The sequence below is a fragment of the Aurantimonas aggregata genome (assembly GCF_010500835.1).
GTDB lineage: Bacteria > Pseudomonadota > Alphaproteobacteria > Rhizobiales > Rhizobiaceae > Aurantimonas > Aurantimonas aggregata.
Genome location: NZ_JAAAMJ010000002.1, coordinates 67,047 through 79,871, shown reverse-complemented (window position 1 = coordinate 79,871; position 12,825 = coordinate 67,047). Strand labels below are relative to the sequence as shown.

Genomic DNA, 12,825 nt, shown 5'->3' with positions numbered 1-12,825 from the left:
CGTTACACGATCAGTTGACCCGGTCGATGCAGAATTCGACGACGCTCAGCAGCGCATCCCGGCTGGGGGTCCGCGGCAGCGTTGACGCTGCCGCATAGGCGGCCTCGCCATGGCTGCGGGCGCGAGTGATGGTCGCGTCGAGCGCCCCGTGCCCATGCATCAGGGACTTGGCGCGCGCCAGCGCCTCGTCGTCGTTGCGGCCGTGCTCCATTGCCTCGCGCCAGAACGCCTTTTCCTCGTTGTTGCCGGCCTGATACGCGAGGATCACCGGCAGGGTGATCTTCCCCTCGCGGAAATCGTCGCCGGTGTTCTTGCCGAGATCAGCAGCGGAGCCGCGATAGTCGAGCACGTCGTCGACCAGCTGGAAGGCAAGGCCGAGGCTGCGGCCGTAGTTGCGCATCGCCATCCGCTCGGCATCGCCGGCACCGGCGACCACGGGGCCGACCTCGGCCGCCGCAGCGAAGAGCGCGGCCGTCTTGGCGTCGACGACCGCCATGTAGTCGGCCTCGCTGGTGGTCATGTGCTTGGCGGCCGAGAGCTGCCAGACCTCGCCTTCGGCGATCACCGCCGAGGCGCTGGAGAGGATGTGGAGGGCTGTCAGCGAACCCACTTCCACCATCATCTTGAACGCTTGGCCGAGCAGGAAGTCGCCGACCAGGACGCTCGCCTGGTTGCCCCAGATGGTCCGCGCCGTCTTCTTGCCGCGCCGCAGATCGCTCTCGTCGACGACGTCGTCGTGCAGCAGCGTCGCGGTGTGCATGAACTCGACGCTGGCCGCGAGCTTCACGTGCGCGTCGCCGGTATAGCCATGGGCAAGGGCCGAGGCGATGGTCAGCATCGGCCGCAGGCGCTTGCCGCCCGACGAGATCAGGTGTTCGGCGATTTCGGGAATCAGTTCGACGTTCGATCCGGCCATCGCCAGAATCAAGGCGTTGACGCGCGTCATGTCGGGGCCGCTCACGGCAATCAGCGGTTCGATCGAGGCGCGGGTATCGATCCGCCCGACGGGTATGGCCAAGCTCACCATGTCACTCCGATGGTTTCCTCGACGGCCGCAGTGCACACTGCCAACGTCGCGAGGCTAAGATGGCGTCATTGTCGCCGATAGGAAGGCCGGGCGCCTGAACCGTCCGACGGCAAAACGTACGGCGCGACTTGTCATCAGGCTATGAGTGCCTCCACCTAGGGCGCCACAAGCGTCCGTCCGGTCCGTCGTCCGACGGTTCTCCCGAATACGCCTCGAAATGGTGCCCTACATGCAGGAACTGATGCGCTCCAATGACGCGGTTCTCCTATCCTTCGTCGACGCCTTGCTCAAGGACGCGCAGATTCCGCATTTCGTCGCGGATGTCCACATGAGCATCCTCGACGGCTCGATCGGCGTCCTGCCGCGACGCGTCCTGGTGGATCCGGACCGGCTGGACCAGGCGCGCCGCCTGCTGCGCGACGCCGAGCTCGGCCATGAACTTTCCTGACGCGCCCTCTGTCGCTGCCGGGGCGGACACCCTGGAAACCCGGTGCGACGCCTTCTATGACGGCCGCTTCGCGTTGCTGCAGCCGGTCGGCAAAGGCTACCGCTCCGGCCTCGATGCGCTGCTCCTGGCGGCGACCGTGCCGTCAGCCGCGTTGGGGGCGATGGCCGATGTCGGCGCCGGCGCCGGCGCCGTCGGGATCGCAGCCGCCTGCCGCAGCGACGGCGTGACCGTCACCCTGGTCGAAAAGAGCCCGGCCATGGCGGAGCTGGCGCGGGGGAGCGTGGCACTGCCGGCCAATGCGCGGCTCGCACCCCGTCTCGCGGTCGTCGAGGCCGACATCCTTGCGACTCGCCCGGCGCGGGAGGCGGCGGGCCTGGCGGACGGGGCGTTCCAGTTCGTGTTGACCAACCCGCCTTTCTATCCGGACGGCCATCGCGCATCGCCCGACAGGCTGCGGGCGGAGGCGCTGACCGGCACCGACGGACAGTTCCTGCCGGCCTGGATCAAGGGCTGCGCAGCGCTGCTCGCCAATGGCGGGCGATTCGTCGCGGTCCTGCCGCCGGCGGCGCTGTCGGCCGTGCTAGGTGCCTGCGACGGCCGGCTCGGCGGCATCCATGTCCTGCCCATCCACGCTCGCGAAGATACCCCGGCCGTGCGGCTCCTGGTCTCGGGCCGCAAGGGATCGCGCGCGCCGCTTGCCCTGCTCCCGGGCCGTTTCCTGCACGAGCCGGACGGGGCCTTGAGCCGGTTTGGCGAGGATGTCGGGTCCGGGCTCGCCGATATTATGGTCGGTGTCTGAAGCTTCTCGCCGAGAGCCATCGGGCGACGGGAGACATCCTCTCAGTTGTGTCCCCGCCGTTCGCGCTTACATCCGGATCCTGATCATCCAGCAGCAAAGGCTTCCCGTGGCCAATTTCCTGACGCGATACCTGCCCCGCCGCTTCCGTTCCGACGCCATCACTATTCCCGTCGTCCGCCTCTCCGGCGCGATCATGGCGAGCGGCAGCATGCTGCGGCCGGCGCTATCGCTCGCCACCGCCGCGCCGCTGCTGGAGAAGGCGTTCGCCCACAAGCGCGCGCCGGCGGTCGCCATCATCGTCAACTCGCCCGGCGGGTCTCCGGTGCAGTCGCGGCTGATCTACCAGCGCATCCGCGATCTCGCCCGCGAGAAGGACAAGCGCGTCCTGGTCTTCGTCGAGGACGTCGCGGCTTCCGGCGGCTACATGATCGCCTGCGCCGGCGACGAGATCATCGCCGATCCGTCATCGATCGTCGGCTCGATCGGCGTTGTCTCGGGATCCTTCGGCTTCGTCGAGGCGCTGCGCAAGCTCGGCATCGAGCGCCGCGTCCACACCGCGGGCACCAACAAGGCCACGCTCGATCCCTTCCAGCCCGAACGGCCCGAGGACATCGAGCATCTGAAGGCCCTGCAGCGCGAGGTCCACGACACGTTCATCGCCCTCGTCAAGGAAAGCCGGGGTACACGGCTGGTCGAAAGCGACGACCTCTTCTCCGGCCTGTTCTGGTCCGGCATCCGCGGCCTGGAACTCGGCCTCGTCGACCGCCTCGGCGATCTGCGCGGCGTCCTGCGCGAGCGCTACGGCAAAACCGCCAAGCCCGTCCTCATCCAGGGCAGCCGCGGCCTGTTTGGCCGCAAGACGCCCGGCATCAACGCGGGAGCGGAGGGCCGCGGCATGGCGGCAATCGGCGCCGGCATCACCAGCGAGTTCATTGGCACGGCCGAAGAGCGTATGCTCTGGGCGCGTTACGGCCTCTGACGGCGGAACTTTCAGGGCGCGCGCTCGTACCTTGCCGAGGCGCGCGCCGCCACGCATATTCGCGGAACACTCGAACGATGGTCGAACTCATGCCGCAGTTTCTTCTTCTCGGCCTTGTCGGCGCGGCCGCCTGGTACGGCTACAAGCAGATGACACGGGATGCGCAGAAGCTGGCCGAGCGCAGCAAACGCTCGGAGGAGGAAATGCGCACTGGTGCGCAGGGCACGCTGGTCCGCGGTGAGGACGGCGTCTACCGCATCAAGAAGGACTAAGGCCTTGGTCGCCTTCACCGTTCGCATGTGAACGCCCCGCGGGACGGATTGCTGCGACATTTTGCGCTTAGCCGACTGGCAAGTCTGCGGACGGTTGAACGGAACGATGGGGCCGGGTGACCGGTTGGGTCGGAACATCCAATCCTGACGTTCCGGAGATCTATCCATGAAAGCCATCACCTGGCACGGCAAGCACGACATGCGCTGCGACACCGTTCCCGATCCGGTCATCGAGGACGGCCGCGACGCCATCATCAAGGTCTCCGCCTGCGCCATCTGCGGCTCGGACCTGCATTTCTACGACGGCTTCATGCCGGGCATGAAGTCCGGCGACATCGTCGGCCATGAGTTCATGGGCGAGGTCATGGAGGTCGGCCGCGACAACAAGAAGCTGAAGATCGGCGACCGGGTCGTCGTGCCCTTCACCATCGTCTGCGGCGACTGCGAGCAGTGCAAGCGGGGGAACTTCTCCGTCTGCGAACGCTCCAACCGCAACGCCGATATGGCCGCCAAGATGTTCGGCCATTCCGGCGCCGGCCTCTACGGCTACACCCACCTGACCGGCGGATATTCCGGTGGCCAGGCCGAATATGTCCGCGTTCCCTACGCCGATGTTGGTCCGGTCGTCATTCCGAACGGCATGAGCGACGAGGAAGTGCTGTTCCTCGGCGACATTCTCCCCACTGGCTGGCAGGCCGCCGCCAACTGCGACATCGAGCCGACCGACACGGTCGCCATCTGGGGGGCCGGCCCGGTCGGCCTCTTCGCCATGCAGAGCGCGATGATCATGGGCGCCAAGCAGGTCGTGGTCATCGACGAAGTGCCCGAACGCCTCGCCATGGCCGAAGCCAAGGGCGCCATCACCATCAATTTCCAGAATGAGAGCGTGGTCGAGCGCCTGAACGAGCTGACCGGCGGCAAGGGCCCGGAGAAGTGCATCGATTCCGTCGGCATGGAAGCCCATTCGGGCTACGAGGCCGAGCATCTCTACGACCGCGTCAAGCAGGCGGTGATGGCCGAAACCGATCGCCCGCACGTGCTGCGCGAGATGATCTATGTCTGCCGCCCGGCCGGCATCATCTCCGTTCCCGGCGTCTATGGCGGCATCATCGACAAAATCCCGTTCGGCGCCGCGATGAACAAGGGCCTGACCTTCCGCATGGGCCAGACCCACGTGAACAAATGGGCCGATGACCTTCTGATCCGGATCCAGGAGGGCCAGTTCGACATGACCTCGATGATCACCCATCGCGGCTCGCTCGAGGATGCGCCGGCGCTCTACAAGACCTTCCGCGACAAGGCCGACGGCTGCGTCAAGGTCGTCCTGAAGCCCTGATCGTCCCGGTGCCGGGCGGCGAGAGATTGCCCGGCACCGCCTCCACGCGCCGCGCCGCTTGACCCGCCGGCTCCGGACATGGCACCTCCGCCAGCTATTGGCGGCCGCGCGCCCCGCTCTCCGGAAAGCCCGTTACCATGTCTGACATTCCCCCGCACATGGACCCGCGCCGCTCCTTCCAGGCGCTGATCCTGACGCTTCACCGCTACTGGGCCGACTATGGCTGCGTGGTGCTGCAGCCCTACGACATGGAAGTCGGCGCCGGCACCTTCCATCCCGCGACGACGCTGCGCGCGCTGGGGCCGAAACCCTGGAACGCCGCCTACGTGCAGCCGTCGCGGCGGCCGAAGGATGGGCGCTATGGCGAGAACCCCAATCGGCTGCAGCATTATTACCAGTACCAGGTGATCCTGAAGCCGAACCCGTCGAACCTGCAGGAGCTCTATCTCGGCTCGCTCAAGGCGATCGGCATCGATCCGCTGCTGCACGACATCCGCTTCGTCGAGGACGACTGGGAGAGCCCGACACTGGGCGCCTGGGGTCTCGGCTGGGAATGCTGGTGCGACGGCATGGAGGTCTCGCAGTTCACCTATTTCCAGCAGGTTTGCGGGATCGAATGCGCGCCGGTGGCGGGCGAGCTGACCTACGGGCTCGAACGCCTGGCGATGTACGTCCAGAACGTCGACAACGTCTACGACCTGAACTTCAACGGCCGCGACGGCGACGAGAAGGTCACCTATGGCGACGTCTTCCTGCAGGCCGAGCAGGAATATTCCCGCTACAATTTCGAGATCGCCGACACCGCGACGCTGTTGCGCCATTTCGAGGACGCCGAGAAAGAGTGCCAGGCGGTCCTGGCCTTCGGCGCGCCCACGGGACCGGGCGGCCTCCACCACTGCGTGTTTCCGGCCTACGACCAGTGCATCAAGGCGAGCCACGTCTTCAACCTGCTCGACGCGCGCGGCGTCATCTCCGTGACCGAACGCCAGAGCTACATCCTGCGCGTGCGCAACCTCGCCAAGGCCTGCGGCGAGGCGTTTTTGCTGACGGATGCGGGTGGCGCCGTGGCGATTTCCGCCGCCGCCTGAGCTATCTGGCGTCGCTGCCGTACCAATTCCGGCCGCGCCCTTTATATCGCCGGTCAGGGACAGATTTGGCGCGCCGTCACGAACGGGCGCGCCGCAGGTAAGGAACGACCGGATGCAGTGGCGCGGGCGCAGGCAATCCAGCAATATCGAGGACAGGCGCGGTTCGGGCGGCGGCATGCGCGGCGGTGGCGGCATGCGCCTGCCGATCCGCGCCGGCGGCGGCGGATCGATCCTGATCATCATTGTCGCGCTGGTCCTGTGGATCGGCTTCGGCATCAATCCGATGACGCTGCTCGGCATGGATTCCGGCACCGGAACGCAGACGACGCAGAGCGGGCCGGGCGTCGCCGGCACGTCCGACAGCACGGACGATTTCGTCGCCACGGTTCTGGCCGACACCGAGGACGTCTGGGGTCGCCGGTTCCAGGAGGCGGGCGAGACCTATCCGGCGCCGACGCTGGTCCTGTTCAACGGCCAGGTAAACTCCGCCTGCGGCAATGCCGGCGCGTCGACGGGGCCGTTCTACTGCCCGTCCGACCAGCGGCTCTATATCGATCTCACCTTCTTCGACCAGCTGCGCAACCAGCTGAACGCGCCGGGTGACTTCGCCCAAGCCTATGTCGTCGCGCACGAGGTCGGCCACCACATCCAGAACGTCACCGGCGTCCTGCCGGAGTTCAACCAGGCCCGGCAGTCGATGAGCGAGGCGGATGCCAACGCGATGTCGGTGCGGGTCGAGCTGCAGGCCGACTGCTATGCCGGGATCTGGGCGCACGACACCGACCAGGCCGGCTATATCCAGGACGGCGACATCGACGAGGCGTTGAATGCCGCCGAGCAGATCGGCGACGACACGCTGCAGAAGCGCAGCCAGGGCACGGTCGTGCCGGACAGCTTCACCCACGGTACGTCCGAGCAGCGCCAGACCTGGTTCCGCCGTGGCTACGAGAGCGGCGACATGGCGTCCTGCGACGCGATCAACGCCGATATCTGACGCGGATCGGGGCGGGTCGCAGCCATGGCGATGACCCGCCTCGAGGCGAAGGCGCACCGCGCCCGCCGCGCCATTGCCGCACAGACCACCGCGCTGGAGGAGCACCTCTGGCGCGGTATCCGCGCCATTCCCGACGAAGGCGGCCATTTCCACCGGCAGGTGGTGATCGGCCCCTACCTCGCCGACTTCGTCTCCCATCGCCTCCGCCTGATCATCGAGATCGACGGCGCCCAGCACGGCCGCCCGGAACAGCGGGCAAGGGACGCGGCGCGCGACCGCTGGCTCGCCGACCGCGGCTACCATGTCCTGCGCTTTGCCAATGATGCGGTCCGCGCCGATGCCGCCGTGGTGCTCGTTGCCATCCGCGCCGCGGTCGACGAACGACGGCATCTGCCGCCCGGCGCCGAACCCGCACGGCGGGAGATCGTCGGCAAGAAACGCCCGCGGCCGAAACCCGGGACGTCCTGAAGCGGGTCGTCCGTGGGAGCGTCACTCGCTCTTGTCGCCTGTCTGCAAACCTTTCGTCGGGTGGACGGTTGATCGACGGACGGAACTGGGCTTCGATCCGATCTGTGGACAACGCCGCCGGGGAGGGGCGCGTGCCGGCTCTCGGTCGCTCGGTGATGATCGTCGGCAGTCCCGGCGCCGGCAAGTCGACGCTGGCCCGCCGGATCGGCGCCGCGCACGGCCTCCGCGTCGTCCACATGGACCAGCTCTACTGGACGGCTGGCTGGCGCAAGCGCGAGGCGCGGCGCCAGATCGCGCTGGTCGAGGACGCCGTTGCCGAACCGGGCTGGGTGTTCGACGGCAACCACACCGCGACCATGCATATCCGGACCGAAAAGGCCGACACGCTGATCTGGCTGGATCTGCCGCGCTGGCTCTGCGTCCTGCGCATTCTCCGCCGGATCGCCGCAAGCCACGGGCAGGTGCGGCCCGACATGGCGGCGGGCTGCCCCGAGCGCTTCGACGCCGAATTCCTGAAATGGGCGTAGACGTTCCCGACGCATTCCGGCCCGGGACTGGCCCGCCTCTACGCGGCGTTCCCGCGGCAGAAGTTCCGGCTGACATCGCCGCGGGATGTCGCGACGTTTCTGGCGGCGCTGGAGTGACGATGGCCCGGTGACGGCTTGCAATCGCCGTTGAGCCATGGTGCAAGGCCCCGACATTTCCTGCGATTGCGAAACGCCCATGCCCGACCTCCTGCTCGAACTCCGCTCCGAGGAGATCCCGGCCCGCATGCAGCGCAAGGCGGCGGGGGACCTCAAGGCGCTCGTCACGAACGCGCTGGTCGAGGCGGGGCTGACCTACGAGGGCGCCCGCGAATACTGGACGCCGCGCCGCCTGACGCTGGACGTCCGCGGTGTCGACGCCCGCTCCAGGGACGTCGTCGAGGAGCGCAAGGGCCCGCGAACCGACGCGCCGGAAAAGGCCATCGAGGGCTTCCTGCGCGGCGCCGGTCTCGCCTCGATCGACGAGGCGGTGATCCGCAGCGATCCGAAGAAGGGCGATTTCTACGTCGCGACGATCGCCAAACCCGGCCGCCCGGCCGAGGAAATCCTGGCCGACGTCCTGCCGGGGATCATCCGCAACTTCCCCTGGCCGAAATCGATGCGCTGGGGCCCCGCCTCGCGCGAGCCCGGCTCGCTGCGCTGGGTGCGCCCGCTGCAGTCGATCCTCTGCACTTTCGGCCCCGAGACCGAGGAGCCGGTGGTCGTCGACATCGAGGTGCAGGGCATCCGTGCGTCCAACGTCACCAGCGGTCACCGTTTCCACGCGCCGGCAGAGTTCCGCGTTCGCCGCTTCGACGACTACGCGGACGGCCTCGCCCGGGCCTTCGTGGTGCTCGATCCCGAGCGTCGCAAGGACATGATCCGCCACGATGCCGAGAACCTCGCATTCGCGCTCGGCCTGGAAGTCGTGCCCGACGAGGCGCTGCTCGAGGAGGTCTCGGGCCTGGTCGAGTGGCCGGTCACATTGATGGGCGAGTTCGACGAGGCGTTTCTGGCGATCCCGCCGGAGGTGATCCAGCAGACCATCAAGACCAACCAGAAATGCTTCGTGACCCGGCAGACCGGGGTAGGGACCCTGTCGAACCGTTTCGTGCTCGTCGCCAACATCGCCGCCTCCGACGGCGGGGCGGAGATTGCCCGCGGCAACGGCAAGGTCGTGCGCGCCCGCCTTTCCGACGCGCTGTATTTCTGGAAGACCGACCAGGCCGATCTGCCTGACCTGGACGCGCTGCGTCCCGCGGCAGAGAAATTCGGCCTCGACCTCGCGCGGCCGCTCGACCAGCGCATGGCCAAGCTCGACGCGCTGGGCGTGACCTTCCACGCCAAGCTCGGCACGCAGGGCGAGCGGGTGGCCCGCATCGCGGCGCTGGCCGAGACGATTGCCGCGACTGTCTATCCGGACGGCGCGACGTTGGGCAGCGAACGCGTAACCGCGGCAGAGCTCAAGACCCTCGTCCGGCGCGCCGCATTGCTTGCCAAGGCCGACCTTACCACCGAGGCGGTCGGCGAGTTCCCGGAGCTGCAGGGCCTGATGGGCCGCTATTACGCCGCGCTGCAGGGTGAGCACGCCTCCGTCCAGGCGGCGATCGAGGATCACTACAAGCCGCTCGGGCCGACCGACACCGTGCCGACCGACCCGGTGGCGATCGCCGTCGCGCTGGCGGACAAGCTCGACATGCTCGTCGGCTTCTGGGCCATCGACGAGAAGCCAACCGGCTCGAAGGACCCCTACGCGCTCCGCCGCGCGGCGCTGGGCGTGATCCGGCTGGTGCTGGACAATGGGCTGGTGCTGCCACTGGGCTCCCTGATGCCCGCCGGCGACCTCCTGTCCTTCTTCCACGACCGCCTGAAGGGCCAGCTCCGCGAGTCTGGTGCCCGCCACGATCTGGTCGACGCCGTTCTTTCCAGCACGCAGGACAGCCAAACTTCGATCTCCCCCCTTGTGGGGGAGATGCCCGGCAGGGCAGAGGGGGGGCCTGTCCCGCAACCCGTCCAGCCTTATGACCTCGCGCATGGGCAGATGACGTCACCCCCCTCTGGGCCCATCTCCCCCACGAGGGGGGTGACCAGCCAGTCGCAATCGACGGCGCTCAACGACGACCTGCTCGACATCACCCGCCGGGTGACGGCGCTCGGTACCTTCCTCGACACCGAAGACGGCGCCAACCTCCTCGCCGGCACCCGCCGCGCCGCGAACATCCTCGCGGCGGAGGAGAAGAAGGGCACGGCCATCGCCGCGTCCGTCTCGCTCGATCTCCTCACCGAGCACGAGGAGAAGGTCCTGGCCGGCGCCATCGACCGCGCCGAGCTCGAACTCGACGAGGCGCTCGCCGTCGGCAATTACGCGCACGCCATGGCAGCGCTCGCCCGCCTGCGGCTGCCGGTCGACGCGTTCTTCGATAAGGTGCTGGTCAACGCCGAGGATGCCGCGGTCCGCGCCAACCGCCTGGCGCTCCTCACCCGTATCCGCGCCGCGACCCGCCGGATGGCGGACTTTTCGCGCATTGCGGGGTAGGCGGGGTAAGTTGAGGTGTCCGCGCACCTGGCGGTGCGGGCAGCCGCCTCGGCCAGCGCGCGGCCGCGATCCCGGCAGTGCCACCGAGGCCATGCGGCTGCGTCTCGGCTCAACGGGTGGACGGTCGACCCGCTATCGCCACCACCGCGCGTTATCCCCGGGCTTGACCCGAGGACCCATTCCTCTTGGCAGACGCTGCCGCGCGCGGCAGAAGTGTCGCTGCCGTCCTGAGACCGCTCGGACTGGATCCTCGGGACGGGCCCGAGGATGACGCCGTTCATGGGTTCACTGTGCGTGCGGGGTCCTCGATGCAGGCACCGCGGCCGGAGATGGCCCGTCCCCCATAGCCGCGATCGTCTTCCTCGGGCCCCGTCCCGAGGATCCATGGGGCGCTGACCGGCGGTGCGGTGGTTGTCGAAGCGAACCCGACCGCAATCGGCAGGGCCAATTCAGCTGTCACAGGCCTCGGCCTCCCATCAGGACGACCGTGGCGCAGGGGCGGGCTTCGCGCCCCACTGACCGCTGGAGATGCCGAAAAGCCACGAATCCCAGCCGCATTAACCCTTTCTTCACCAAAACCTGTGCGAAATCGTCGGATTGTGTCAAATTCTACGCAATCCGAATGCCCTGCCGAAATATCTGGCAGCGACTGTAACATTTTGTGATTGAAGCGCCCGGAACCTGCCTGATTTCGGTGTGAGACGTAAGGGCATAGCCGCTTGGGGCAGTTGGAGCTTCGGCTCTGGGGACCGCCGCCCGGCATGCATGAAGACTGCGAGCGACTTCGAGGGGAAACCACCGAATGACGACACTGAGCGCCGCTTTGGCGGCCGCCCTGAATCTCGCCTGTGCCATCGCTGCCGGCACGGTCCTTCTGGCGACACCGGCCGCGGCCGCGTGGAACGCTCCCTGGAAGTCCGAGGACAAGGCCCTCGTCATCGACGCCTACGAATTCAATCCGATCAACTGGCAGGAACTGTCGTCCGACAAGCGGATCGCCGGCTTCATCAACAAGGCGTCAGACGGCCTGCCGCCGGAATGGAACTGCGGCAAGGTCGACAACGACGCCTACAAGCTCTGCAAGAACCGGTGGTGGAAATATTCCGTCACCAAGGAACTCTACATGACGCGCCGCGAGATGGCGAAGATGAAGGGGCTGCTCTGGGGCGCCTATCATCTGGCCCGGCCCGGCAATCCGCGCGCGCAGGCTGACCATTTCGTCGATTTCGCCGAGCCGGCCGAAGATGACCTGATCGCCCTCGACATCGAGGACATTTCCGACGAGTGGATGACCCTGTCGGACGCCGAGATCTTCGCCGACCAGGTGAAGATCCGCACCGGCCGCTACCCGGTCCTCTACACCAACGGCAACACCGCCGAATACATCTCCAAGAACAAGGCTGAATACCCGCTGCTGTCGCGCCTGCCGCTCTGGTACGCCCGCTACCGCGAGGACATCACCGGCAAGTTCCCCGAGGAGACGTGGCCGAGCTACGCGCTCTGGCAGTTCTCCTCGATGCACAACTGCAATACCCGCAGCTGCCCTTACCGGGTGCAGGGCGCCAAGACCGACATCGACGTCAACGTCGCCTCGATGGACGTGGCCGAGCTGCGCAAGGCGTGGCCGTTCGACGAGCTGATCGAGACGAAGCCCGCCGAGGAAGACCCCGCGATGCTGATCGCCTCGGTCGACGAGAAGACCAAGGCGGCAGTTGCCGGCATCACCGAGCCGAAGGGTCCGCATCTGCCGGAGCCGGCGCGCCGGGTGCCCGAGGCGCCGCTGCCGGGCACGCTCGCCGCCGCCTACGCTCCCGCCGCGCACCATGTCGGCCTCGACCCGCTGAAGATGCTCGCGGACGTCGCCCGCCAGGAACAGCAGGGCGGTGCCGCCGGGGCCGTATCCGTCGCCGCCAGCGCGCCGCAGGCGGTCGAAGGCACTGCCAGCCTGTCGCAGGAAGCCGCCCGCAAGCTGCAGGACCATATCGGCACGCTGCGCTCGGCGATCGCCATCGCCGCCGAAGAAGTCGACCGGCTGTTCATCGGTAGCGCCGATGCCGCCACCATGCCGGAAGCCGCTGCGTCGGACGAGGAAGCTTCCCTTCGCACCGATACGCCGCGCTCGCGCTTCGTCGAGGTCGTGAAGGCCGCGACGGCAGCCCAGAAGGCCGGCGCCCTGCCGATGCCCGCCCGAATCCTCTCGCAGTTCGGTGGTGACACCTCTCCCCGTGGCCCGCGCGTCGTGACCGGCTCCGGGCGCTACGCCGAACTGGCGCTGCCCGACCAGCGCATCCTCGGCGCCTTCGCGGCAACCCGCTAGGACCGGCACGCGATGGCGGCAAACGCCGCTTTCCGCT

Annotated in this window: 12 protein-coding genes; 11 read left to right on the top strand and 1 reads right to left on the bottom strand. The window is 67.7% G+C overall.

Annotated features, from left to right (window positions below):
- Window positions 1–10: 10 nt before the first annotated feature.
- Window positions 11–1,027 (bottom strand): polyprenyl synthetase family protein, encoded by a 1,017-nt coding sequence (locus tag GTW51_RS04745; RefSeq protein WP_163042759.1) that lies wholly within the window; start codon window positions 1,025–1,027, stop codon window positions 11–13.
- Window positions 1,028–1,256: 229 nt separating this feature from the next.
- Between GTW51_RS04745 and GTW51_RS04740 the strand changes: the two genes are divergently transcribed.
- The 11 genes from GTW51_RS04740 (at window position 1,257) to GTW51_RS04690 (ending at window position 12,788) form a co-directional block, all read left to right on the top strand.
- Window positions 1,257–1,475, top strand: a complete 219-nt coding sequence (locus tag GTW51_RS04740; RefSeq protein ID WP_163042758.1) for a putative signal transducing protein — start codon at window positions 1,257–1,259, stop codon at window positions 1,473–1,475.
- Window positions 1,462–2,274: a tRNA1(Val) (adenine(37)-N6)-methyltransferase gene (locus GTW51_RS04735; protein WP_163042757.1), complete on the top strand. Its 813-nt coding sequence runs from the start codon at window positions 1,462–1,464 to the stop codon at window positions 2,272–2,274. Before GTW51_RS04740 ends, GTW51_RS04735 begins: the two co-directional genes overlap by 14 nt.
- Window positions 2,275–2,380: 106 nt before the next feature.
- Complete coding sequence (locus GTW51_RS04730) at window positions 2,381–3,253, top strand: S49 family peptidase (RefSeq protein WP_163042756.1); 873 nt, start codon at window positions 2,381–2,383, stop codon at window positions 3,251–3,253.
- 77 nt (window positions 3,254–3,330) lie between these two features.
- Complete coding sequence (locus GTW51_RS04725) at window positions 3,331–3,525, top strand: hypothetical protein (protein ID WP_163042755.1); 195 nt, start codon at window positions 3,331–3,333, stop codon at window positions 3,523–3,525.
- 166 nt (window positions 3,526–3,691) lie between these two features.
- Window positions 3,692–4,861 carry a zinc-dependent alcohol dehydrogenase gene (locus tag GTW51_RS04720; RefSeq protein WP_163042754.1) on the top strand — a complete coding sequence of 390 codons (1,170 nt, stop codon included), beginning with the start codon at window positions 3,692–3,694 and terminating at the stop codon, window positions 4,859–4,861.
- A 137-nt stretch (window positions 4,862–4,998) separates the two neighbouring features.
- On the top strand, window positions 4,999–5,949 hold the full coding sequence (locus GTW51_RS04715; protein WP_163042753.1) for a glycine--tRNA ligase subunit alpha: 951 nt from the start codon (window positions 4,999–5,001) through the stop codon (window positions 5,947–5,949).
- A 112-nt stretch (window positions 5,950–6,061) separates the two neighbouring features.
- Complete coding sequence (gene ypfJ / locus GTW51_RS04710; RefSeq protein WP_163042752.1) at window positions 6,062–6,943, top strand: KPN_02809 family neutral zinc metallopeptidase; 882 nt, start codon at window positions 6,062–6,064, stop codon at window positions 6,941–6,943.
- Between the two features lie 24 nt (window positions 6,944–6,967).
- The gene (locus GTW51_RS04705; protein ID WP_163042751.1) at window positions 6,968–7,411 is read left to right on the top strand and encodes an endonuclease domain-containing protein; all 444 of its coding nucleotides are present in this window, start codon (window positions 6,968–6,970) and stop codon (window positions 7,409–7,411) included.
- Between the two features lie 131 nt (window positions 7,412–7,542).
- Entirely contained in the window at window positions 7,543–7,938 is a 396-nt protein-coding gene (locus tag GTW51_RS04700) for a P-loop NTPase family protein (RefSeq protein WP_163042750.1), read from the top strand.
- A 196-nt stretch (window positions 7,939–8,134) separates the two neighbouring features.
- The gene (glyS, locus tag GTW51_RS04695; protein ID WP_163042749.1) at window positions 8,135–10,471 is read left to right on the top strand and encodes a glycine--tRNA ligase subunit beta; all 2,337 of its coding nucleotides are present in this window, start codon (window positions 8,135–8,137) and stop codon (window positions 10,469–10,471) included.
- 802 nt (window positions 10,472–11,273) lie between these two features.
- Entirely contained in the window at window positions 11,274–12,788 is a 1,515-nt protein-coding gene (locus tag GTW51_RS04690; RefSeq protein ID WP_163042748.1) for a glycoside hydrolase family 25 protein, read from the top strand.
- Window positions 12,789–12,825: the final 37 nt, after the last annotated feature.

Bases quoted from the DNA above. Each gene is read 5' to 3' on its own strand.
- ypfJ (WP_163042752.1), top strand. From the start codon at position 6,062: ATGCAGTGGCGCGGGCGCAGGCAATCCAGCAATATCGAGGACAGGCGC.
- GTW51_RS04715 (WP_163042753.1), top strand. From the start codon at position 4,999: ATGTCTGACATTCCCCCGCACATGGACCCGCGCCGCTCCTTCCAGGCG.
- GTW51_RS04720 (WP_163042754.1), top strand. From the start codon at position 3,692: ATGAAAGCCATCACCTGGCACGGCAAGCACGACATGCGCTGCGACACC.
- GTW51_RS04690 (WP_163042748.1), top strand. From the start codon at position 11,274: ATGACGACACTGAGCGCCGCTTTGGCGGCCGCCCTGAATCTCGCCTGT.
- GTW51_RS04745 (WP_163042759.1), bottom strand. From the start codon at position 1,027: ATGGTGAGCTTGGCCATACCCGTCGGGCGGATCGATACCCGCGCCTCG.
- GTW51_RS04705 (WP_163042751.1), top strand. From the start codon at position 6,968: ATGGCGATGACCCGCCTCGAGGCGAAGGCGCACCGCGCCCGCCGCGCC.
- glyS (WP_163042749.1), top strand. From the start codon at position 8,135: ATGCCCGACCTCCTGCTCGAACTCCGCTCCGAGGAGATCCCGGCCCGC.
- GTW51_RS04725 (WP_163042755.1), top strand. From the start codon at position 3,331: ATGGTCGAACTCATGCCGCAGTTTCTTCTTCTCGGCCTTGTCGGCGCG.
- GTW51_RS04735 (WP_163042757.1), top strand. From the start codon at position 1,462: ATGAACTTTCCTGACGCGCCCTCTGTCGCTGCCGGGGCGGACACCCTG.
- GTW51_RS04740 (WP_163042758.1), top strand. From the start codon at position 1,257: ATGCAGGAACTGATGCGCTCCAATGACGCGGTTCTCCTATCCTTCGTC.